Origin of the sequence: Pseudomonas sp. SC3(2021), assembly GCF_019856535.1 — a bacterium.
Classification (GTDB): domain Bacteria; phylum Pseudomonadota; class Gammaproteobacteria; order Pseudomonadales; family Pseudomonadaceae; genus Aquipseudomonas; species Aquipseudomonas monsensis.
The window spans coordinates 5,005,030-5,026,055 of the sequence record NZ_CP082236.1 but is presented as its reverse complement, the minus strand read 5'-3'; the positions used below and the strand labels follow the sequence as shown (position 1 = coordinate 5,026,055).

The 21,026-nt window shown below is 59.0% G+C and carries 16 protein-coding genes; 2 read left to right on the top strand and 14 right to left on the bottom strand.

The features are described from left to right. Nucleotides 1-13 precede the first annotated feature (13 nt). Together K5Y35_RS22385 and K5Y35_RS22380 are read right to left on the bottom strand one after the other, a co-directional pair. Nucleotides 14-877 carry a DUF4123 domain-containing protein gene (locus K5Y35_RS22385; protein WP_222832982.1) on the bottom strand — a complete coding sequence of 288 codons (864 nt, stop codon included), beginning with the start codon at nt 875-877 and terminating at the stop codon, nt 14-16. Further along, a complete protein-coding gene (locus tag K5Y35_RS22380; protein ID WP_222832981.1) occupies nt 868-2,922 on the bottom strand; it encodes a type VI secretion system tip protein VgrG in 2,055 nt (684 codons plus the stop codon). Before K5Y35_RS22380 ends, K5Y35_RS22385 begins: the two co-directional genes overlap by 10 nt. Before the next feature lie 374 nt (nt 2,923-3,296). On the opposite strand from K5Y35_RS22380, the gene K5Y35_RS22375 reads away from it, so the two are divergent. Beyond that, nucleotides 3,297-4,598 (top strand): OprD family porin, encoded by a 1,302-nt coding sequence (locus K5Y35_RS22375; RefSeq protein WP_222832980.1) that lies wholly within the window; start codon nt 3,297-3,299, stop codon nt 4,596-4,598. Nucleotides 4,599-4,740: 142 nt separating this feature from the next. Here the strand turns inward: K5Y35_RS22375 and K5Y35_RS22370 are convergent, their stop codons facing one another. From K5Y35_RS22370 to K5Y35_RS22320, 11 genes are all read right to left on the bottom strand, one after another. Next, nucleotides 4,741-5,361 carry a hypothetical protein gene (locus K5Y35_RS22370; RefSeq protein ID WP_222832979.1) on the bottom strand — a complete coding sequence of 207 codons (621 nt, stop codon included), beginning with the start codon at nt 5,359-5,361 and terminating at the stop codon, nt 4,741-4,743. Nucleotides 5,362-5,409: 48 nt separating this feature from the next. Further along, nucleotides 5,410-6,348: a carbohydrate kinase family protein gene (locus tag K5Y35_RS22365; RefSeq protein WP_222832978.1), complete on the bottom strand. Its 939-nt coding sequence runs from the start codon at nt 6,346-6,348 to the stop codon at nt 5,410-5,412. A gap of 12 nt (nt 6,349-6,360) precedes the next feature. Beyond that, a complete protein-coding gene (gene xylB, locus K5Y35_RS22360; RefSeq protein ID WP_222832977.1) occupies nt 6,361-7,857 on the bottom strand; it encodes a xylulokinase in 1,497 nt (498 codons plus the stop codon). Between the two features lie 375 nt (nt 7,858-8,232). Further along, entirely contained in the window at nt 8,233-9,705 is a 1,473-nt protein-coding gene (locus K5Y35_RS22355; protein WP_222832976.1) for a mannitol dehydrogenase family protein, read from the bottom strand. A 16-nt stretch (nt 9,706-9,721) separates the two neighbouring features. Beyond that, on the bottom strand, nt 9,722-10,825 hold the full coding sequence (locus K5Y35_RS22350) for an ABC transporter ATP-binding protein (RefSeq protein WP_123468495.1): 1,104 nt from the start codon (nt 10,823-10,825) through the stop codon (nt 9,722-9,724). Between the two features lie 166 nt (nt 10,826-10,991). Next, nucleotides 10,992-11,822, bottom strand: coding sequence for a carbohydrate ABC transporter permease (locus K5Y35_RS22345; RefSeq protein WP_034154211.1), 831 nt, complete (start codon nt 11,820-11,822; stop codon nt 10,992-10,994). Between the two features lie 8 nt (nt 11,823-11,830). Continuing rightward, nucleotides 11,831-12,757, bottom strand: a complete 927-nt coding sequence (locus K5Y35_RS22340) for a carbohydrate ABC transporter permease (RefSeq protein WP_123468499.1) — start codon at nt 12,755-12,757, stop codon at nt 11,831-11,833. A 173-nt stretch (nt 12,758-12,930) separates the two neighbouring features. Continuing rightward, nucleotides 12,931-14,241 (bottom strand): ABC transporter substrate-binding protein, encoded by a 1,311-nt coding sequence (locus tag K5Y35_RS22335; RefSeq protein ID WP_222832975.1) that lies wholly within the window; start codon nt 14,239-14,241, stop codon nt 12,931-12,933. 242 nt (nt 14,242-14,483) lie between these two features. Then, a complete protein-coding gene (locus tag K5Y35_RS22330; protein ID WP_222832974.1) occupies nt 14,484-15,389 on the bottom strand; it encodes an AraC family transcriptional regulator in 906 nt (301 codons plus the stop codon). An 88-nt stretch (nt 15,390-15,477) separates the two neighbouring features. Beyond that, nucleotides 15,478-16,329, bottom strand: coding sequence for a phospholipase (locus K5Y35_RS22325; protein WP_336346922.1), 852 nt, complete (start codon nt 16,327-16,329; stop codon nt 15,478-15,480). A gap of 170 nt (nt 16,330-16,499) precedes the next feature. Continuing rightward, nucleotides 16,500-17,792: a glycosyltransferase gene (locus tag K5Y35_RS22320; protein ID WP_222832973.1), complete on the bottom strand. Its 1,293-nt coding sequence runs from the start codon at nt 17,790-17,792 to the stop codon at nt 16,500-16,502. A gap of 249 nt (nt 17,793-18,041) precedes the next feature. Here K5Y35_RS22320 and K5Y35_RS22315 point away from each other — a divergent pair, with 249 nt between their 5' ends. Next, nucleotides 18,042-20,375 carry a hypothetical protein gene (locus K5Y35_RS22315; RefSeq protein WP_222832972.1) on the top strand — a complete coding sequence of 778 codons (2,334 nt, stop codon included), beginning with the start codon at nt 18,042-18,044 and terminating at the stop codon, nt 20,373-20,375. A gap of 77 nt (nt 20,376-20,452) precedes the next feature. Here the strand turns inward: K5Y35_RS22315 and K5Y35_RS22310 are convergent, their stop codons facing one another. Continuing rightward, entirely contained in the window at nt 20,453-20,815 is a 363-nt protein-coding gene (locus K5Y35_RS22310) for a response regulator (protein ID WP_222832971.1), read from the bottom strand. Between the last annotated feature and the right edge of the window lie 211 nt (nt 20,816-21,026).

The window sequence follows — 21,026 nt, the reverse complement described above, 5'->3', positions numbered from 1 at the left end:
ACGGACGGGTTCATCAAGAAGCGCTGGTAAACAGTTGCTGCAACTGCTGCACTTTGATGAACGACTCTTCCCTGGATTGCAGGATGGCCATTGCCTGAGGTTGCGTTTCGAGCAGCGGGCCATTGGTGATTTGGCCCAGTTTCAGTAAATGACGACCTTCGTAAATGTTGTGGGCAACCAGCACGTTGAGGTTTTCCACGAGGTTGGGCAGTTGTTCGTCGGTGGGTTGACCGTAGGCAGCGTATTGCTCGTCTGCCCAGTAAACCCAACCCAGATGCTCCTGAACCTTTGGCGCTGTTGGCGGCAGGTTGAACGCTGAGACGTCGCCCAGCCATTCAAGTTCCGAAACGGGACGCCAGCTGAGCCAGCGACCGCGATTGCGCCCGAAGTAGACCGGTGCCGGGCTGTATACGTGTTGCCAAGGACCGAAAAGCTGATGCGAACTTTCACCGGCGGTGTAGGCCAGCGCGGCCCACAGGCTTGGCTTGTGATAACTCAACAGGCTTTGGCCGCCTGAGCCATCGTTGGCACGCAGGAGCCAGCGGGCATGTGCCAGTGCCTTGGCTGGGTCTGCTGTGGAGAGGGCAATGCCGGAAAAATTTTCTTCGCAGAGCTTTGCCGCTTCGGCTGCGAGTCGACTGCCCCAAGGGGCGACCAGCCAGAGAGGGCCTTCAGCGGCGATTTCAGCGAAGTCGGTGTTGAGAAACAGACCTTGGGTGTCTACGGGCTCACCGACACGGTAGAAGCGGCTCATGGCTTCCGGCTGGCGGACGCGATCGATGATGAAACACAGGGTCAGGTCGGAGCTTTCTCTCGGCAGTTCCTCGAACCCATGGCGTGGCGCTTCGAGGAGGGCGCTCAGCGCTTTTACATGCATGTGCAATCCTTACGGCTGCAGGCGCCGTTGCTTTGTTTTCCGCATAACGGCGTGATACCCGACTCGTTCAGGCGTTTGGGAAGCGGGATAAGAACCGTACCAGCCTTATCGGCATCCGCCACTTTCATCGGCCCCGGCAGCAATGGTGCCGCAGGCGTCCCAACCCCAGGCGAGCCGCCGGTATTGATCTTCACTTCCGCGCCGCTGATGGTCACGCCACCCGCGTCGACCTTAACGAAACTCCCGCCAGCCTTGGCCGTTAGTTCCATCGCGCCTTCGACCACAACCTTCTGGCCGGCGTAGTAATGGATTTCCGTCCCAGCCTCAACAAACTGCGCAGTCCCCACCTTCACATGCTGAGTCACCGCAACCGTCAGGTGATCATCCGCACGCATTTCGCTGATTCGATCCAGATGGGTAATCCGGTGCTCTTCAACCTTGAACTCGCTCAGCGTGTTGGCTTCAACGGTGTCATGCCGTTCGTTGCCCACCCGGATCTTCTGGTCGTGCTCGATGTTCTCGTCCCAATCGCGCTGGGCGTGGATGTAGATCTGCTCGACGCCTTTTTTGTCTTCGATGCGGAACTCGTTGTAGCCCTTGCCGCCCGGTGAACTCAGGGTCTTGAAGGTGCTGCGGGTCTTGTTTGCCGGCAGGTCGTAGGGGACGACGTTTTCCTTGTGGTACAGGCAGCCGGTCACCAGCGGTTGATCGGGGTCGCCCTCGAGGAAGGTGACGAGGACTTCCATGCCGATACGCGGAATGGCGATGCCGCCATAGGCTGCGCCGGCCCAGCCGCTGGCGACGCGCATCCAGCAGGTGGTTTTGTCGTTGGCCTGGCCGTCGCGGTCCCAGTGGAATTGCACCTTGATGCGGCCGTATTGGTCGCAGTGAATCTCTTCGCCTGCCGGGCCGGTGACGACGGCGGTCTGGCTGCCGAGGACTTTTGGTTTGGGGTGTTCAAGGGCAGGGCGGTAGTGCGCATCCCACGGGGTGGCGACGAAGCTGTTGCGGTAGCCCTGATGGAAATCGCTTTTGTTGTCGGTGACGTCGCTGGTGACGTTTTCGCCAAGCACCTGCGGCTGTTTGCCTTCATGGAAGACTTCCAGCAGCAGCCACAGGTCGTTCCATTCGGCGCGCGGGTGTTCGGCGAGGGTGAGGAAATGGCCGCTGGTCAGGGTCGGTTCGTCACCTTTGCCTTCGGCGAGTTTGTAGTCGCTGCGATGGCGTTCCAGTGCACGGGTGGAAAGGAACTTGCCGCGCTCGCGGGTGGTGAAGCGGCCGGGGTAGTCGTAGTCCTCCAAGTCCGGGGCGAACTCGGACTTGACCGCGCCTTCGGGCAGGATCTTCGGTTTTTCAAAGTCGTAATCGCGGCGGCTGACGCGGGTGGTGCGGGTTTCCAGGCGCAGGTTGAAGCGCTTGATCACGGGTTTGTCGGCAGCCATGCCGGAGTCTTGCTGGTAGCTCACCGGTTTGAGTTTGCGGAACACGGTCTGATCGTCGCCGAACACCAGTTTGTGCCCGCTGCTGCTGTGCTGGAAGTGGAAGTGAATGCCTTCCTCTTCACACAAACGCTGGATGAAATGCAGGTCGGATTCGTCGTACTGCACGCAGTACTCGCGTTCCGGGTACTCGGCGCCGAGCTGGAAGCTGTAGGCGTCGGCGAGAATGCCGCGATCTTCCAGCACCTGGCCGATGATCTTCGGAACGGTGAGGTTCTGGAAAATCTGTTGATCATGGTTGTGCTGCAGGTAGGCCAGTTGCGGCACCAGGCTGATGCTGTAGCGGGTCAGGGTCTTGCCGGAGTCGCCTTGCTCGATGCGATAGACCAGACCGTGGATCTTGCCTTCGCCGGTAGGGCCGAAGGTCAGGATGCCGGGCTTGTGCAGCAGTTCTTCGAGTTTGAGGTCGGGGCGGGCGCTGACGAGTTCGAGGTCGAAACGGAACGGTTCGTTGAGGGCTTCGCGACCGGTGAAGCTGAGGACTTGCAGGTCGGTGTTGGCGCCTTCAAGCGTGAGGGTAATGTGGGTTGCGTTGGCGTCCAGCATGCCTTGAATTCCGTCCGTTGAATAAGCAGGGGACAGATGGTGCAGGATTAAATCGCCTCATTCAAGGCGCAAATGCCGTAGGGGCGGGGTGTTCATGGCATAGGGAAAACCCTTACATAAAGCCTTTGGCCTAATGAATACACGTGCTTCAGGCGAGCGTGCGTGCGCAATTAACACGGTTCTGTCCGAACCGGCGCTGAAGAATCACCAGTCAGTTTCAGACTAAAGTCGCCTGTGGCACGTCAAAGCCATCTGCCATCATTGCGACTCACCCCTGCGTGTTCACTTCCTCCCGGCTCAGCCTGACCCGGGACGGGAGCTATTTTTCTGGCTTATTGCGCCTCTGCGCAAACGCTGCATTGTTGGAGTTTTTCATGCGTCCCCCATTCCCCCTGATCACCCCGCGCCAGTCGTTTGGCTTCGGAGCTGTTGTGCTGTGCGCCGGTTTTGCCGCGCAGGCTCAGGCCAGCGGATTTTTTGAAGACGCCACGGCGAAAATCGAATCGCGCACGGTGTACTTCAACCGCGATTTCCGTGATGGGCACACCTCGAACGATCAGGGCGCCTCCAAGCGTGAAGAGTCGGCTCAGGGTTTCATTCTCAATCTGCAATCGGGGTACACCGACGGCACGGTCGGCTTCGGTCTCGATGCGCTGGGCATGCTCGGTTTGCAACTCGATTCCAGCCCTGACCGCAGCAACAGCGGCTTGTTGCCCTCGAGCGGTGACAACCCGCGCGGCTCGAAAGGTCAGTACGCAAAAATGGGCCTGACCGCCAAGGTCAAGGTCTCGGACACGGTGCTGAAATACGGCGCGCTGCTGCCCGATCTGCCGTTGCTCAAGTACAACGACGGTCGACTGCTGCCGACGATGTTCAACGGTGCGATGCTCACTTCCAGGGAAGTGCAGGATCTGACCTTCATGGCTGCGCGTCTGGACAAGTACACCGCGCGCGATTCCAGCGATTCGCAAGACATCCGCGTGCATTGCAAGAACAAGCGCTACGCGTGCAACACCACCGCCGATCATTTCGACATGTACGGCGTCGACTACAAGATCAATGATCGCCTGACCGCGCAGTATCACTACGCGGAACTGGAAGATATCTATCGCCAGCACTTCGTCGGGCTGTTGGGCAATCAGCCGCTGGGCGATGGAGTGTTAAAGGCGGATCTGCGTTTGCTGAAGAGCGCTGACAGCGGCGATGCCAAGGCCGGGTCCATCGACAACCGAGCGTTGAGCGGCATGCTGTCTTACGCGTTGAGCGGCCACACTTTCAGCGCCGGCTGGCAGCGCATGAACGGCGACAACTCGATGCCGTACCTCGATGGCAGCAATCCGTATCTGGTCAACTACGTCCAGGTCAACGACTTCGCCGCCGCGCAGGAGCGTTCCTGGCAGTTGCGTTATGACTATGACTTCAAGGCAATCGGCATCAATGGCCTGAGTTTCCTCACCCGTTATGTGAACGGTGACCATGTCAAGGTGCCGGGCAGTGATCAGGAAGGCAAAGAGTGGGAACGTGACAGCGAATTGAAGTACGTGATTCAGACCGGCACGTTCAAGGATGTAAGCCTGCGCCTGCGTAATGCGACTTACCGCACCAACTACGAGCAGTTCGCCCGGGATGTGGATGAGACCCGGTTGATTGTGAGTTATAACTTTTCGCTGTTGTAAGGCTTCTATCTATAGCGTCTGATCGAGCGCTATCGCGGGCAAGCCCGCTCCCACAGGTTTCTTTGGTGTTCACGAGATTAGTGTTCAGCGCAGATCCCCTGTGGGCGTGAGCCTGCTCGTGATGGAGTCTTTGAAATGGCTGTTACAACCAATGCCAGAACCGGCTCCAGAAGCCGCGATTCAGGTCCTCCTTGCATCCGGCATATTGCTGCGCATACAGGTCTGAGCGGCTCTGCACCTTGCGCGCCGTCGGCATCAGCCAGGCTTTGCTGGCGTAGGTCTTGTTGCGGAATCCGCCCCAGCCTTCGTGGTAGTTGAGGTACTGGTTATAGGCGTCGTATTTGTACACGCCGTTGATCGAGGTGGTCTTGTCCATGTACCAGCCGACAAAGTCGATTGCGTCGTCGAAGTCTTCGCGGTCGGCCCAATTGCGCCCGGTGCTTTTCTGATAGTCGGACCACACTTCGTCCTTGGCCTGCGCATAACCGGCGGCGGTCGATACGCGGCCCCACGGGATCACCCAGAGCAGGTATTTGCGCGGGGTCTTGGCGTCGTAGCGGTAACCGGACTCCTGATACATGATCGCGAAAGGCACCTGGATCGGCACGCCCCAGCGCCGTTGCGTGACTTGTGCGGCGTCGTACCACTCGCTCTTTTCGCGAAAGATCTCGCAGATGTTTTCAGGGGAACGGGGCGGCGAGGTGCCGCACCCGGTCAACAGTGTCGCGAGTACCAGAAGTCCAACCGTCTGCCCTGAATTCAAAAGCCGTCATCCCGTCATGCGCGTGAAAAAGGGCGACAGTCTACGCGCTCAGGCCAATTGGTGACGATAGGGGAGATCCGGACCGGTCTTGCTGCAGGTCAGGGCGGCCGCCTGCACGGCAAAGCCGAGCATGGCGTCGATCTGTTCGCGGCTCAGTTGTTGTACGCCTTCAACCGAATCCAGCCGGTGCTCGGTCAGCCAGGTGATGAGCGCTGCCTGGAAGGTGTCGCCGGCGCCGACGGTATCGGCGATCTTCACCGAGCAGGCTGGCACCGACCACGAGCCGTGCGCGCGACTGAACACGCTCGCGCCTTCGCCGCCACGGGTGAGGAACACCAGTTGGCAGCGATGTTCGAGCCAGCTTTCGATCACGCGCTGCGGATCCTGCTCGGGGTAGAGCAGGCTCAGGTCTTCGTCGCTGACTTTGATCATGTCGGCCAGTTGCACCAGCGTCGCCACGCGCTCGCGCCACAGCGCGATGTCCGGCTGCGGATTGAGGCGCACGTTCGGGTCGAGGGTGATCAGGCGTTTGCCGCTTTCGCGCTGGACGAGAGCGAGCAGGGTATCGGCGACGGGCTGCACCACCAGCGAAAACGAGCCGATGTGCAAACCACGTACCTGCGAATCCAGCGACGGCAGGTGCGCGAGGCTCAACTGCCGATCCGCACAACCTTCACCGCGAAAGCTGTAATGCGGCGACCCGTTGGCACCCACGGCGACCATTGCCAGGGTGGTCGGCGCGGCGAAATCCACCAGATAGTCCGGGCGCACGCCTTCCTCCTGCAACACCTGTTGCAAGCGCCGGCCGAGGTAGTCCGTAGACAGCCCGGCAAACAGCGCCGAGTCCACGCCGAGACGGCGCAGACCCACGGCGACGTTGAACGGCGAGCCGCCGGCAATCGCCTTGAAATTGACTTTCGACGCCTGCCCGCTGGCATCGTCTTCGCTGAAGAAATCAAACAGGGCTTCGCCACACACCAGATACATAATTGTTCGCTCTTATAGGGTTGCGACATGCTGTTGATAGCGTTCATAGACCTGCTGGAACGCCGCGACATTCGCGGCGACCGGCAGGGTTTCACTGTTCAGGTCAAGCTTCACGCAGCGTTCGCACAGGGCGGCGAGCGTGTCTTCGTGGCCGTTCGACCAGGATTCGCACCACGCCGCTTGTATCGCCGCGCCAAGGGCGGCGGCTTCGCTTTGTTCGGTGCAGATGACCGGGGTGTTCATGATGTCGGCGACGATCTGCCGCCACACCGCGCTTTTCGAACCTCCGCCGATCAGGCAAATGCTGCGGCTTTGTAAACCATTGTGGCGCAGTAAATCCAGCCCGTAGCGCAGACCGAAGGTGGTGCCTTCGACGGCGGCGCGACACAGATTGGCCTGGGTCAGGTTGTCCAGCGTCAGCCCGTGCAGGCTGCCGCTGGCGTGGGGCAGGGCGGGGACGCGTTCGCCATTGAAAAACGGCAGTAGCGTCACGCCCTCGGCACCGATCGGCGCCTGGGCCACCTGCGTGTTGAACTGTTCCAGGTCGAGGTCGAACAACTGGCGAATCGCGCCGGTGGCATTGGTCAGGTTCATGGTGCAGATCAGCGGCAACCAGCCGCCGCTGGAAGAACAAAACGTCGCGACCGAGGCATCCGGGCTGACGGTGGGCGCGTCGGCATAGGCGTACACCGTGCCTGACGAGCCAAGGCTCATGGTGATTGCACCGGGCTGAATGTTGCCGGTGCCAATGGCGCCCATCATGTTGTCGCCGCCGCCACTGGATACCCGTGCGGCGGGGTTGAGGCCGAGCTGTTCGGCAATGCTCGGCAGGATCGTGCCGACCGGCTGGTGGGCGTCGATCAGTTCCGGAAGGGCGGCTTGCAGGCGACCGCTGGCGTCGATGTCGCGCAGTAATTGCAAGTCCCACTGACGGCTGCGCACATTGAAGTAACCGGTGCCCGAGGCATCGCCGTATTCGCTGCAGGCGCGGCCGGTGAGCCAGAAGTTGAGGTAGTCATGGGGCAGCAGGATGTGGGCGATGCGCGAGAAAACCGCCGGATGCTGTTCCTGGGTCCAGAGCAGTTTCGACACGGTGTAGCCCGGCGCGATGACCACGCCGAGGCGTTCCAGCGATCCCTTTTCGCCGCCCAGGTGCTTGAGCAAGCGGTCGTTTTCGGCGCTGGTTTCGGTATCGCACCAAAGCTTGGCCGGGCGCAGTACCTGGCCCTGATCGTCGAGCAAGACCAGGCCGTGTTGCTGGCCGGAGACGCCGATGCCGAGGATCGACTGGCCGTCGACATTTGCTGCCAACAAGGCCTGGCGGGTGGCGAGGGTGAAGGCTTCCAGCCATTGCTGGGTGTCTTGCTCGCGGCGGCCGTTGGCGCCGCTGATCATCGTGTGGGCGGCGGCGCCCTGGCCGAGGACTTGACCGCTGATGGCGTCGAGAATGATGGCTTTGGTGCCTTGGGTGCCGCAGTCGATGCCCAGGAACAGTTGTTGTGTTGTCATGTGTGAACCACTCGGGTGTGGTGAAGATCAAGAGCTTACCCCCTCACCCCAACCCTCTCCCCCAAGGGGGCGAGGGGGAAGGGAGCCGATCGGGGGCCGTTCAAAACCTGAGTTCGACTCCGGTTCTGTAAATCAGTGGCTGCTCAAAACCTGAGTTCGACTGCCGACCTCTCAATCAGGTGCTGCTCAGAACCTGAGTTCGACTCCGGTTCTGTCAATCAGTGGCTGTTCAAAACCTGAGTTCGACGGCCGACCTCTCAATCAGGTGCTGTTCAGAACCTGAGTTCGACTCCGGACGTTCAGGTCGATGTAACTTGCACAAACCACTCGGTCAGTTCCCTCTCCCTCCGGGAGAGGGCTAGGGTGAGGGGCTTTTCAGGCGAGTATCCGTTCCAGCGTCCGCGTCACACCGTCCTCGCGCAAACTGTTGCAGCACCACTCAAACGCCGCGACAAACTCCGCCGAACGCGGTATCGCCGTACCGAAAATTTCCTCAACCGCCAACAACCGCTGAGTCATTAAAGCATCGTCCGCCACCAACGCCTGACAGAACGCCGCGCGCGGATCCGGGATCGAATAGGTATCACCATTCTCATCCACACCCTTCAAATACAACGCCCACGCCGCCACCACCAACGCCGCACGCTTAGTCTCCTGCCCATCGGCAATCAACCGGTTGATTGTCGGAATGGTGAACTTGGGAAACTTCGACGAGCCGTCCGAGCAGACTCGTTCCAACTGATCGGCAATCGCCTGATTGGAGAACCGCGCCACCAGCGTGTGCTTGTAATCCGTCAGGTCAATGCCCGGCACCGGCGCCAGTTGCGGGGTCACGTCCAGGTCCATATAGGCGCGCATGTAACGCACGAACAGCGGGTCGTTCATGGTCTCGTGCACAAACCGATAACCCTTCAAAAAGCCCAGATACGTCAGCGCCAAGTGGCTGCCGTTGAGCAACTTGATTTTCATCTCTTCGTAAGGCGAAACATCGTCGGTGAACTGCACACCGACCTTTTCCCACGCCGGGCGACCGTTGACGAATTTATCCTCCAGCACCCACTGCACAAACGGCTCGCAGACCACCGGCCAGGCATCATCCACCCCGTGTCTGTCGGCCAGTTGCAGGCGGTGCGCGGTGCTGGTCATCGGCGTGATGCGGTCGACCATGGCGTTGGGGAAACTGACGTTCTGTTCGATCCAGTCACGCAGCCCTGTGTCACGCAGGCTGGCGAAAGCCAGTAGCGCCTTACGGGTCACCGCGCCGTTGTGCGGCAGGTTATCGCAGGACATGATCGTGAACGCCGGCGTGCCTGCGCCACGGCGTTTTTCCAGCGCTGCGCAGAGGAAGCCGAACACGGTGGTCGGTGCGCTCGGGTGCGCCAGATCGTGCTGAATCTGCGGCAGGTGCGCCATGAATTCGCCGTTGCTGTCGTCGATGCAGTAGCCGCCCTCGGTGATGGTCAGCGAGACGATGCGAATCTGCGGGTCGGCGAGTTTGTCGATCAGCGCCTGGGCTCCGTCTTCGGCCAGCAGCATGTCGCGGATCGCGCCGATCACTCGCACTTCGGTATCGTCGCTGTCGCCGAGTTCGAACAGGGTGAACAGGTAGTCCTGCTCCTTGAGATCGTCGCGGGCGCGGCGGTCGTCGGCGCGCAGGCCGACTCCGCAAATGGCCCAGTCCAGCGCTTCGCCAGTGTTCATCAGTGCATCGGTGTAATACGCCTGATGCGCGCGGTGGAAGCCGCCGACGCCAATGTGCGCGATGCCCTGGCGAGTGTCGCTGAGGCGGTAGGCGGGCAGCTTCACTTCGGCCGCGAGGCGGTGCAGGTTGTGTTTATTCAGTTTCATCGGGCAAGTCTCGAAATCAGGCTGCAGCGCGCAGCGGACGGGTCAACGCCACGCCTTCGGCATCGAATAAATGGCAGTGGGCCGGGTCCAGGTGCAGGCTCAGTTGTTCGCCGTAGCGGCTGGCCAGATCCCCGCGTACCCGCATGGTCAGCGCTTCGCCGGCCTGTGTGGTGACGTGGCAGAAGGTGTCGCTGCCCAGGCGTTCGCTGACGTCGGCGGTGACTTGCAAGGTGCAGTCGCCCGGTTGTGCGGGCTCCAGATGTTCCGGGCGAATGCCCAGGGTCACCGCGCTGCCGACGCTCAGGCTGGCGGCGTTGAATGGCAAGGTGATGCGCGTACCGGCATCCAGTGAGACCTCGCAGGTCTGGCTGTCGACGCGGGCGATCTTGCCCTTGAGGAAGCCCATTTTCGGCGTGCCGAGAAAACCGGCGACGAACAGGTTGGCCGGGTTGTGATAGAGATCCAGCGGCGAGCCGACCTGTTCGATCCTGCCGCCATTGAGCACCACGACTTTGTCGGCCATGGTCATCGCTTCGACCTGGTCGTGGGTCACGTAGATCATGGTCGCCTGCAGGTCCTTGTGGAGGCGCAGCAGCTCCAGACGCATCTGCACCCGCAGGGCGGCGTCGAGGTTGGACAGCGGTTCGTCGAACAGGAAGATTTTCGGATTGCGCACGATGGCGCGGCCAATCGCGACACGTTGCCGCTGGCCGCCCGAGAGCTGTTTCGGCTTGCGTTCCAGCATCGGCCCGAGTTCGAGAATCCGCGCTGCCTCGCCGACTTTCTTCTCGACTTCGGCCTTCGGCACACCGGCCAGATCGAGGGCGAACGACATGTTTTTCTTCACGGTCATGTGCGGGTAGAGCGCGTAGGTCTGGAACACCATCGCCAGGTCGCGCTTGGCCGGGCTGACTTCGGTGATGTCGCGGCCATCGAGTTCGATGGTGCCGCCGCTGACCTCTTCAAGGCCGGCGATCAGCCGCAGCAAGGTGGATTTACCGCAACCGGACGGGCCGACGAAGACCACGAATTCCTTGTCGTTCACTTCCAGGTCGATGCCCTTGATGATGGAGAAACCTTCGAAGCCTTTTTGCAGATTCTTGATTTTCAGGTTGGCCATGATGGTGGGCCTCCGCAATGTTGTTATTCGTATGAGCCTTGCAGGCTTTTTTGTAGGCCTTCGCCTGCTCGCGATAGGGCCATGTCAGCCGACAGCGCCGCTGAATGACACTCCACTATCGCGAGCTGGCGAATGCCTACAGGGGATTGTGTTGAGTTGGTGAGATTCATTTCACGGCGCCGAACGACAGGCCGCGCACCAGTTGTTTCTGGCTGATCCAGCCGAAGATCAGGATCGGCGCACACGCCAGAGTCGACACCGCCGACAACTTGGCCCAGAACAAGCCTTCAGGACTTGAGTACGAGGCGATCAGCGCGGTCAGTGGCGCGGCTTTCGACGAGGTCAGGTTCAGCGACCAGAAGGCCTCGTTCCAGCACAGGATCAGTGACAGCAGCACGGTCGAGGCGAGGCCGCCCTTGGCGATCGGCAGCAGCACGCGGACCATCTCCTGCCACAGCGTGGCGCCGTCAAGGCGCGCGGCTTCGAGGATGTCCTTGGGGATGTCTTTGAAGTAGGTGTAAACCATCCAGACCACGATCGGCAGGTTGATCAGGGTGTAGATCACGATCAGCGCGATACGCGTGTCGAGCAGGCCGAAACTCTTGGCCAGCAGATAGATCGGCATCAGCACGCCCACCGGCGGCAGCATTTTCGTTGAGAGCATCCACAGCAGCGTGCCTTTGGTGCGCTGGGTTTCGTAGAACGCCATCGAGTACGCCGCCGGCACCGCGATCAGCAGGCACAGGGCCGTGGCGCTGAAGGAGATCACCACCGAGTTCCAGGCGAAACTGAAGTAATCGCTGCGCTCATTGATGTGCAGGTAGTTTTCCAGCGTCGGCGTGAAGATGAACTGCGGTGGCGTGGCGAACGCGTCGATTTCGGTCTTGAAACTGGTCATCACCATCCAGAAGATCGGGAAGAAGATCACGATCGCGATGGCCCAGGCCAGGGTGCCGAGCAGCAGGCTTTGCAGCCGGCGGGATTGTTGAAGAGTCATGGCGGGCCTCAGGCTTTGTCAGTCAGGTTTTTGCCGATCATCCGCACCAGAATGATCGCGGCGATGTTGGCGATGACCACGGCAATCAAACCGCCCGCCGACGCCATGCCGACGTCGAACTGCACCAGCGCCTGGTTGTAGATCAGGTAGGCGAGGTTGGTCGAGGCGTAGCCGGGGCCGCCGTTGGTGGTGGTGAAAATCTCGGCGAACACCGACAGCAGGAAGATCGTTTCGATCATCACCACCACGGCAATCGGCCGCGCCAGGTGCGGCAGAGTCAGGTGCCAGAAGATCGCGACAGGGCCGGCGCCGTCGAGGCGTGCGGCTTCCTTCTGTTCCTGGTCGAGGGACTGCATGGCGGTCATCAGGATCAGGATCGCGAAGGGCAGCCATTGCCACGAGACAATGATGATGATCGACAGCAGCGGATAGTGCGCCAGCCAGTCCACCGGCTCGGCGCCGAACAGCCGCCAGACGTACGCGAGGATTCCCGAGACCGGATGGAAAATCAGGTTCTTCCAGATCAGCGCGCCTACGGTGGGCATGATGAAGAACGGTGAGATCAGCATGACCCGCACGATGCCGCGGCCGAGAAATTCGCTGGCCTCCAGCAGGGCACTGATCAATACACCGAACACCACGCTGATCAGCAGCACGCTGCCGACCAGCAACAGGGTGTTGGTGGCGCCGGGCAGGAAGCCCGAGTCGGTGAGGAAGTAGCTGAAGTTTTCCAGCCCGATGAATTCGTTCACCCCCGGATCGAGCAGGTTGTAGCGAATCACCGAGAAGTAAAGGGTCATGCCCAGCGGCACGATCATCCACAGCAGCAATAGGGCCACCGACGGGCTGACCAGAAACCAGCCGGGATTGGCCACACGGTTTTTACGCTGGGGTTGCGACAGGTCGAGGTGGGCTTTGGCAGTTGAAGTATTCATGGTGATCACAACCGTTTGGGTGCAGATACATGTTCAGGAAAGACAACCTTCCTGACATCGACGCGAACCCTGTGGGAGCGGGCTTGCCCGCGATGGCGATTGAGCAGTCGACATCAATGTTGAAGGTGCCGGCCCCATCGCTGGCAAGCCAGCTCCCACAGGTTAAGTGACGGTTACTTGGGATAACCGGCGCGCTTCATCTCACGTTCGGTGGTTTGCTGTGCGGCGGCCAGGGCCTGGTCCACCGTGGTCTGGCCGATCAGCGCCGCCGAGAACAGCTTGCCGACTTGAGTGCCCACGCCCTGGAATTCAGGAATGGTCACCAGTTGAATGCCGATGTAAGGCACCGGTTTCAGCGTCGGTTTGCTCGGATCCGCCGCTTTCAGCGATTCCAGCGTGACCTTGGCGAACGGCGCCGCGCTCATGTAGGCGTCGCTGTACGTCGAGGCCCGGGTGCCCGGCGGTACGTTGGCGATGCCGTCGGTCTTGGCCACCAGCTCACCGTACTCTTTGGATGTGGCCCAGGCGCTGAACGCTTTCGCGGCGTCCTTGGCCTTGGAGCTGGTCGGAATCGCCAGCGCCCACGAGTACAGCCACGCCGAACCTTTGTCGGTGACTTGATGGGGGGCAAAGGTGAAGCCGACGTGGTCGGCGACCTTGCTCTGGGTCTTGTCGGTGACGAACGAGCCGGCGACGCTGGCGTCGACCCAGATCGCGCATTTACCGCTGTTGAACAGCGCCAGGTTTTCGTTGAAACCGTTGCTGGAAGCGCCCGGCGGGCCGGATTTCTTCATGGTGTCCACGTAGAAGTTCAGCGCGTTTTTCCATTCCGGACCGTTGAATTCGGGTTGCCATTTCTCATCGAACCAGCGCGCGCCATAGGCGTTGGCCACCGTGGTGATCAACGCCATGTTCTCGCCCCAGCCGGCCTTGCCGCGCAGGCAGATGCCGTACTGCTCTTTATCCTTGCGGGTGAGTTTTTCGGCGAAGCCGGCGATCTGTTCCCAGGTCGGACGCTCGGGCATGGTCAGGCCGGCCTCCTTGAACAGGTCGGTACGGTAATAGGTGATCGAGCTTTCGGCGTAGAACGGCAGGGCGTACAGCGAGCCTTTGACCGAGAGGCCTTCACGCACCGACGGGAACACATCGTCGAGGGCATAACTGGCCGGCAGATCTTTCATCGGTTCCAGCCAGCCTTTGGCGCCCCACAGTGCAGCTTCGTACATGCCGATGGTCAATACATCGAACTGTCCGCCCTGGGTAGCGATGTCGGTGGTCAGGCGTTGGCGCAGGACGTTTTCTTCCAGCACCACCCAATTGAGCTTGATGTCCGGATGCTCGGTCTCGAAGTTTTTCGAGAGCTTCTGCATGCGAATCATGTCGCTGTTGTTGACGGTGGCGATGGTCAGGGTCTGGGCGCCAAGGCTGACGCTGCTTAGGGTCATGCAGGTGAGGGCAAGCAGAGCTTTTGCAGTGGGTTGCATCGTGCACTCCTTTTCTGCGCCCGGAGACGGCAGAAGGACAGTTATTGTTTTTGTGTCTTCCGAATGCAGGAAGAATGTGCACTGATTACAGCGTTCATTCGTCGGGCTGACAAATCATCCGTAGCACTTGAACCGATACTTTTTTGCACTCGCGATTGCGAGCGAGAACCCAGGGAAGGGTTATCCAGTCAGTACAGGTCTTCGACTCTGAACAGATCAAGACCTGCGGGAGAATTGTGTTGTCAGCCGTGGTTTTGTTCAGTCAGACGCTGCACCGCGAGGCGCCGATAATGCGAGGGCGTCATGCCCTTGAGCTGCTGAAAACGCCGGTTGAAGTTGGAGATGTTGTTGAACCCCGACTCGAAACACACTTCGGTCACCGGTTTGTCGCCGTCGGCCAGTAATTCGCAGGACTTGCTGATGCGCAGGCGATTGACGAACTCGATGAAGTTGCGGCCGGTGGCTTGTTTGAACACGCGGCTGAAGTAAGTGGGTTTCATGCCCAGGTGCTCGGCCACTTCTTCCAGCGGCAGTTCCCGGGCGTAGTGGGCGAAGATGTAATCCACCGCGCGGTTGGTGCGGTCGATATTGTGTTCGTCGGCCAGTTGCGGAGTGGTGGCGCCGGACAGCAGTTGATAGTCGTCACTGGCCGCCAGCAATTCCATCAGGATGAAGAAGTGCCCAAGACGGGTGATGCCCCTAGAGTCGGCGATCCGTTGCATCAACGTCATGGCCTGGCGAATTGTGCGTTTGTTGCGAAATTCGATGCCGTACTGCGCGCGCTCCAGTAGCGGAGCCAGTGTCTTGAGCTCGGCGAACACGTGGTGTCCGCTGTCGAACAGCTCATCGGTGAAGTTGACCAGCATGTCGCGTTTCTCGACCACTTCGCCTTCCTCCACCTGGCTGATCCAGTTGTGCGGCAGGTTGGGGCCGGTGAGAAACAGCGTTTCAGGAAAAAAGTTGCCGATGTAGTCGCCGATGAACACCTTGCCGGAACTGGCGACGATCAAGTGAAGTTCATACTCCTTGTGAAAGTGCCAGCGCACTAACGGGCAAGGAAAACCATGCTGACGGTAGATGATGGACAACCCGTTGTGGTCATCCATCAACTCGTAGGAGGGGTCGGTCACGCGGGCGGTTCGGGTCATGACAAGGCACTTTTTTTGTTATCGCCCCTTGATCATGCCTCGTTTGGCGTGTGGGTTGCCAGCGTTGAGACGCGCTGGTCCGGTTGCCTTACCCCGCCATCAGACTCATATAGGACGCGGGCCTGCCCAAGGCCTTTTTCAGGTTCACTGCCCGGCAGTACGCGACAATCCGGCTTTCCTCGATGAAGTCGACATTGATGATGTTGCAATTAATGGCCCAATCGCTGGTTTGCGGATCAAACCAGCGGTCGAGTTCACGGTGAATGTCCACCGGCCCACCCAGAGCACTGTAACTGGTGGCGGACAGCGACCACGGTCTCCAAGTCCCGGGCGGGCTTTTCATCACTTCGCTGATGTAGTGCTGCAACTCATCGCTATGGGTGATGCCATTGCCGCTCCACTTGTGCATGACCTGTTCGAGAAACACGCTTCGATTCACTTCTCTGGGCAGCGGCGCTGCGACCAGTACCCGTTGCTGCGTACTGATGCGTTTAAGTTGCCCCAGACTGAGGTGTTGGTTATGCGCAGGAATAATGCGATCGCCCAGTAGGTGAATGACCATGTCGTGAAAGTAGACTAAGTTGAACCCTTCGCCTTCCAGTTGGTGAAAGTCGATGAGAATGAACTCGTCCGGGTTGCGATCGAGGAAATTTCTGGTGTCGGTCAGCAGGTCGCCCAATGTTCTTGAATTGAGAAAACCGTTGTGTTGGGCTCGGAACTTCCCAAGCCCCACACCCTTGGGATCCCAACTCAAGCGGATATCAAGCGCACGCGCACCGTTATGCAACTGGGCATAAAAAGAATCGTGCTGACACGCCAGCCAGTGGCGGGGTGGTCCGAAAAAAGGGTACGAGGCCTGCCAGTCACTCCCGGCATTGTGAGTGCCGGGGAGTGTTAGTTCCAGCAGCGATAAAGAGTCGATCTGCGGTGTCGCCGCCATCCAGTTATTCGGCGAAAAGTTGAATACTTGATTGTTCAATTGTTTGCTTCCTGCATGTTTTAGTGATTTTGCGCCAATGCTGAAGTTGTGCATGGCGCAGGCAGGAAGTTCTAAAGTAAAGTTTGCAGCTTGGCTATATTGTGTTTGATGCCAAGTATGTTTTTTGCGCTTTATTTATTTTTGTTCTTCGCTTCAATCCATTGCGACATATATTGTGTGCTTTTGTGCGAGTGATGCCGCAGCATACTGCCGATGAAGTTCTGTGCTCGCAGAGTTTGCAGGTTCTGTTGGCAATAACGCAGTTTTTCAATCAGCGCCGGACCATGGATGGCGCGTTGGTAGCGCTCACCGAGCAAGGTGGTGCCTGTCTGTTGGGCTGCCTGCCAAAGCGACTCGTCGGTATACAGCGCAACAGCCCGGGTGGCGAACTCGCGGGCACTGTGTGTGATCGCACCGGGCCAGGGCGCATCGCCGTGCATGCCTTCAGCGCCAATCGGCGTGGTCACGCTGGGCGTACCGCACATCATGGCGTCGAGCAATTTGCCTTTGATACCCGCGCCAAAACGCAGAGGGGCCAGGCACACCCGCGCCGCTGCCATCACCTGCAACGCATCTTCGGCCCGGTTCAGCACATGAAAACCCTGCGCGGCGTTATGCAGGGCTGTGGCTTTGGGCGGCGTGTAAGCACCGTAAATGTGTAACTGCGCATCCGGCAATTGCTGACGAATCAGCGGCCAGACTGTGGATTTCATCCAGAGCACTGCGTCCCAGTTGGGTGCGTGCCGGAAGTTGCCAATGCTCAGAAAGTGCGCGCGATCGGCAAATGTCCGCGGCGGGGCGCTCGGCGAATCAACCATCAGCGGGCACTCATGCAGCAAATGCCGTGGCAAGCCGAATTGCTCGACCAGCAAGGCGATTTCCACGGCGGAGATCATCAGGTTCAGGTCGCAGCGGTACAGCGCGGCGATTTCGCGTTTGGCCAGATCGCTGTCGGCCATGGACAGGAACTCTTCGTGCAGTGCCGGTGTAAACAGGTCGCTGAAGTCATCCTGATCACTGTTGTTTTTCAGACGATCCTTGAGACGCTGATGGCGAGCATGACGCAGGCTTTGCAGATCGGACGTCTCCAGCACGCGCAGGGCGTTCGGGCAATGTTGTTCAACACGCCAGCCGAACTGTTCCTCCATCATGAACTGGTCGAACAACACGATATCCGGCGCCAGTTCGCTGATGAAGGTATCGAAGCTGCTGTTGTTGAGCTCGATCGGCACTTCGCGAATGCCCAGCGCTGCCAGATCCGCCATGTGCTCGCCGGGGGTTGCCGGACTGCTGAAGGTGACTTCCCAGCCTTGTTGCAAGAACGTTTCGAGGATCTGCATGACGTGCCCGCTGGCCGCCGAAGAGCGCGGTTCCGGCCAGACGTAACCGATGACCAGGACTTTGGTGGCAGTGGGGTGAGTCATGAAACATGTTCCTTCGCAGCAGTAGGGGGCATATAAACGGGCGCAATTAAACCACAGGCGCGAAGGCTGGATGCAGCGATTCGCCAAGCGGATTAATAAAAGTCCATAGTTGATGGGTTGTGGCTGAAGTAAAGAATGCTAATAACTATTGTCTTTATGAAAGCGAAGAACGGTTGTTAGTTTTGTGTTTGCCGACAGTAGTGAAAAAAATGCATCCTGCATTTTAATACTGTGCGCATGAGATTAATGATGAGTAAGTATTTGCCAGGAATTCATGAGGATTTCGAAGATTCGTTGTCGTGGCTGCTGGACCCATTGGCGGAACTGGAAGAAGTTGCACTATCCCTGAATCCCCGAACAGCCCGCCTGACGGCGCCTCAAGATGATGTTTTTGACGGTGTAAATACCAGGGAATTGGCGGAAAGTGTCTGGAAAGGCTGCGCGATCATCACGGATCCCGTGGGTTTTGATCCGGCCAGCTTTATTCGGGATTGCATTGATGAAACAGTGCTGAAGATTGTGCAAGACGAGAAGCTGCGCGAAACAATTCAGTTTGACTCCGAGTTAGCGGTTAAATATTACGATCTTGACGCGCCCCAACGCAGTGATTCGCTCAAAGGGGAGAAAAAACCGGTTGTCTGGAAAGAGAAGACGTTTACCCTGGCAGAAATCTGCACGGACTATCACTTGCGTCAGTTGAAACCCTTTTACGGGGTCGAGGTTCAATGGCCCGCCGAGTATCCGCAAGCGCTGGTTGACAGTTTCACAGACGCGGACTACCAGACTGACTTCAAACACTACGTCAGCGATAACCTGAGTAACCCTGCAGTGGCGGCCTTCGCTCGCCTGCTGAAAAAAGCCGAGTTGAACAAGTTGGTCGTGGAGTTCATCAAAAGCGACAAGCGCTCTGCTGACGATCAACTTATTGCTTTCCATTACCTCAAAGGCTTGATTGCGCCACGCGTCATCAATCTGCACAGCGATCCTGATCTGAAGGTCGACAATGCCGTATTTATTGGCCACAGCAATCTTGGGCGCGGTGTGGTGTTCTTCCTTGGCGAAGACAGTGCTGCCTACGAATTTCCCGCCGGCCACGACGCCCGCGGAGCGTTTGTAGAAAACAACAGCGACTTTCAGAAACACCTGTTGAAACGGATTCCCTTGCGCGATCAGCAAAAGCCCCATGTACGTGATTTCAAATATCGAGGCCTGGAGTTTCCTGTTTTTGTCACCCGACCCAATTATCGGGAACTGGTCTTTCAATCCCGCCCGGATATCGGCCAGGCGTTGTTTGATCGTCAGGTCGACAGGGCGCTGGCAGACATCGACACGCTGATTTCAACTCAGGCTGAGCGTCTCACCGATATCGCCCTGGAAGCCGCAGGGTATCTTCTGCAGTGCATCGCGTTTGCGGCCTCTTTGCCGTACGGCGGAACAGGCGCGCTGGCTTCCGCGCCGATTCGTATGCTGATTCCCTTTCTGTTGGGGCTTGGGGCCTCTGCAACGGATCTGGTGCGTGCCGGGATATCGGATGATCCGTCCGAAGCCGAGCGTTTGAGAATCAACGCAGCCATTGGCGTGCTGGCTGAACTGGCCGGCCCCATCGCTGAGAAAATACTTGGCAAAGCCCTGTCAGCCCTGGCCAAAAAAGACATCAGCCGGCGGGTGCTTCAGGCGCTCAAGAACAGTAATCGACCTTCAGTGTTGCGCCGATCGGCAACCCGGCTTCGTCAGCAACTGGCGAGCACCACCGGCAAGCAAATACCCGAGGCAGGCAAAGGTTTGCTGGTTGCCGGGTATTTGCAGGAGCTGGCCGGCGGGCCGAACGTGGCACAGACACTAGCGACGAATACCCAACTTGTGCGTCTTTCCGGCCCGGAAAAAGGCTATGTCTATCAGGGCTTCGTGTTCCGGGGAGACATGCGCGACCCGGCGATCATTTTCGAGAAGGGTTTCACTCAGCGCGCGCCGATCAGGCACCTCGATGAAATCAACGGTTTAAAGGGCGGTTACGGTGGTGCACATGACGCGCTCAGTCCCGATGGCGCAGGTATCTCCACCTCCGCCTTTTATAAGAAGGATGGGGCTGGCGCCTTCGTTTATGGCGGGCAAAAGGGCGGCCATACCTATTTCATTGATGCACGGCAGCTGGAAGGTTTTCATCTGTATGCCAATACCGAATTGGCCTTTCGTCCCGATTCCGGCTTGAAGACCCTGCCACCGCTGGAGATCAATTATGGCGTCGATCTGCCTCCCGCCTTGATTCTGGGAGCCTACGACTCACGCGGAAGGTTCATACCCAACCCGAAAGCGATCAATCGTGCCATCGCGGCAAGTGATATCAATCCGTTGAAGGGGGGCGGGCGCGAGGTCGGTAACAAGCTCCGCCAGCCGCTGGGGGCAGATGACCTGTTCTCCGATCTCGACTTTGGCAACGAAGCGGTCAGCGCTGAGGAGGCCATTGTGCCGGCGGTGCAGCCTGATTCCGCACCAGCTCGACCTGAAGCAGGCAAAGTCACCAGCGATGACATCACTGCGTTCAGAGAGCGGCAAAAAGCGAAGCGCGATCGAGCGAATCAATAAAGGCTGAAATAACCGGAGGGCGGGTTCCCTCTGGTTGTTCCGGGACGCTGTGCATGACTGCAATGGCCGGCGGGGTTTCAGTTTTCCAGAATGCTGGTGACCTTGTCCCGCAACTGGTCAATCGAAAAGGGCTTGCCAATCACGTGCATGTCGGCGGGCACGTCGATGCTTTCGGCGTAGCCGCTGGCAAACAGAATAGGCAGGTCAGGGCGCAGGAGACGGGCGTGAGTCGCCAGTTCGCGGCCATCCATCACCGGCAGGCCGACATCCGTCATCATCAGATCAATGCGCAGGGCCGGATCCTTGAGCGTCTCGAGGGCCTGCTCGCTGCCATCGGCCTCAAGTACTCTGAATCCCAGCTCCTCCAGCACATCAACGATCAACATGCGCACGATGTTGTCATCTTCTACAACAAGGATGATGGGCGGGGTGTCGGACATAATCAGGGCTCTCAAAGGTAAAATTCAGGGGCGCCGGTCGATCAAAAGTGCCGGGCTCTTGCATGAGTAAGTGGCGCATGGCCACAAGTTCCCGCACGGATACAAAAAAGAATCGCGAGACACCTGACGGCAAGGATAACCGTTGACCGCCGGGTCAGCGCGGGCAAAAGCGGGAAATCACTGCTAAAACGGTGAGAAACATGGAACCACT

Bases quoted from the DNA above. Each gene is read 5' to 3' on its own strand.
- K5Y35_RS22385 (WP_222832982.1), bottom strand. From the start codon at position 877: ATGCATGTAAAAGCGCTGAGCGCCCTCCTCGAAGCGCCACGCCATGGG.
- K5Y35_RS22380 (WP_222832981.1), bottom strand. From the start codon at position 2,922: ATGCTGGACGCCAACGCAACCCACATTACCCTCACGCTTGAAGGCGCC.
- K5Y35_RS22375 (WP_222832980.1), top strand. From the start codon at position 3,297: ATGCGTCCCCCATTCCCCCTGATCACCCCGCGCCAGTCGTTTGGCTTC.
- K5Y35_RS22365 (WP_222832978.1), bottom strand. From the start codon at position 6,348: ATGTATCTGGTGTGTGGCGAAGCCCTGTTTGATTTCTTCAGCGAAGAC.
- xylB (WP_222832977.1), bottom strand. From the start codon at position 7,857: ATGACAACACAACAACTGTTCCTGGGCATCGACTGCGGCACCCAAGGC.
- K5Y35_RS22355 (WP_222832976.1), bottom strand. From the start codon at position 9,705: ATGAAACTGAATAAACACAACCTGCACCGCCTCGCGGCCGAAGTGAAG.
- K5Y35_RS22350 (WP_123468495.1), bottom strand. From the start codon at position 10,825: ATGGCCAACCTGAAAATCAAGAATCTGCAAAAAGGCTTCGAAGGTTTC.
- K5Y35_RS22345 (WP_034154211.1), bottom strand. From the start codon at position 11,822: ATGACTCTTCAACAATCCCGCCGGCTGCAAAGCCTGCTGCTCGGCACC.
- K5Y35_RS22340 (WP_123468499.1), bottom strand. From the start codon at position 12,757: ATGAATACTTCAACTGCCAAAGCCCACCTCGACCTGTCGCAACCCCAG.
- K5Y35_RS22335 (WP_222832975.1), bottom strand. From the start codon at position 14,241: ATGCAACCCACTGCAAAAGCTCTGCTTGCCCTCACCTGCATGACCCTA.
- K5Y35_RS22330 (WP_222832974.1), bottom strand. From the start codon at position 15,389: ATGACCCGAACCGCCCGCGTGACCGACCCCTCCTACGAGTTGATGGAT.
- K5Y35_RS22325 (WP_336346922.1), bottom strand. From the start codon at position 16,329: ATGGCGGCGACACCGCAGATCGACTCTTTATCGCTGCTGGAACTAACA.
- K5Y35_RS22320 (WP_222832973.1), bottom strand. From the start codon at position 17,792: ATGACTCACCCCACTGCCACCAAAGTCCTGGTCATCGGTTACGTCTGG.
- K5Y35_RS22315 (WP_222832972.1), top strand. From the start codon at position 18,042: ATGAGTAAGTATTTGCCAGGAATTCATGAGGATTTCGAAGATTCGTTG.
- K5Y35_RS22310 (WP_222832971.1), bottom strand. From the start codon at position 20,815: ATGTCCGACACCCCGCCCATCATCCTTGTTGTAGAAGATGACAACATC.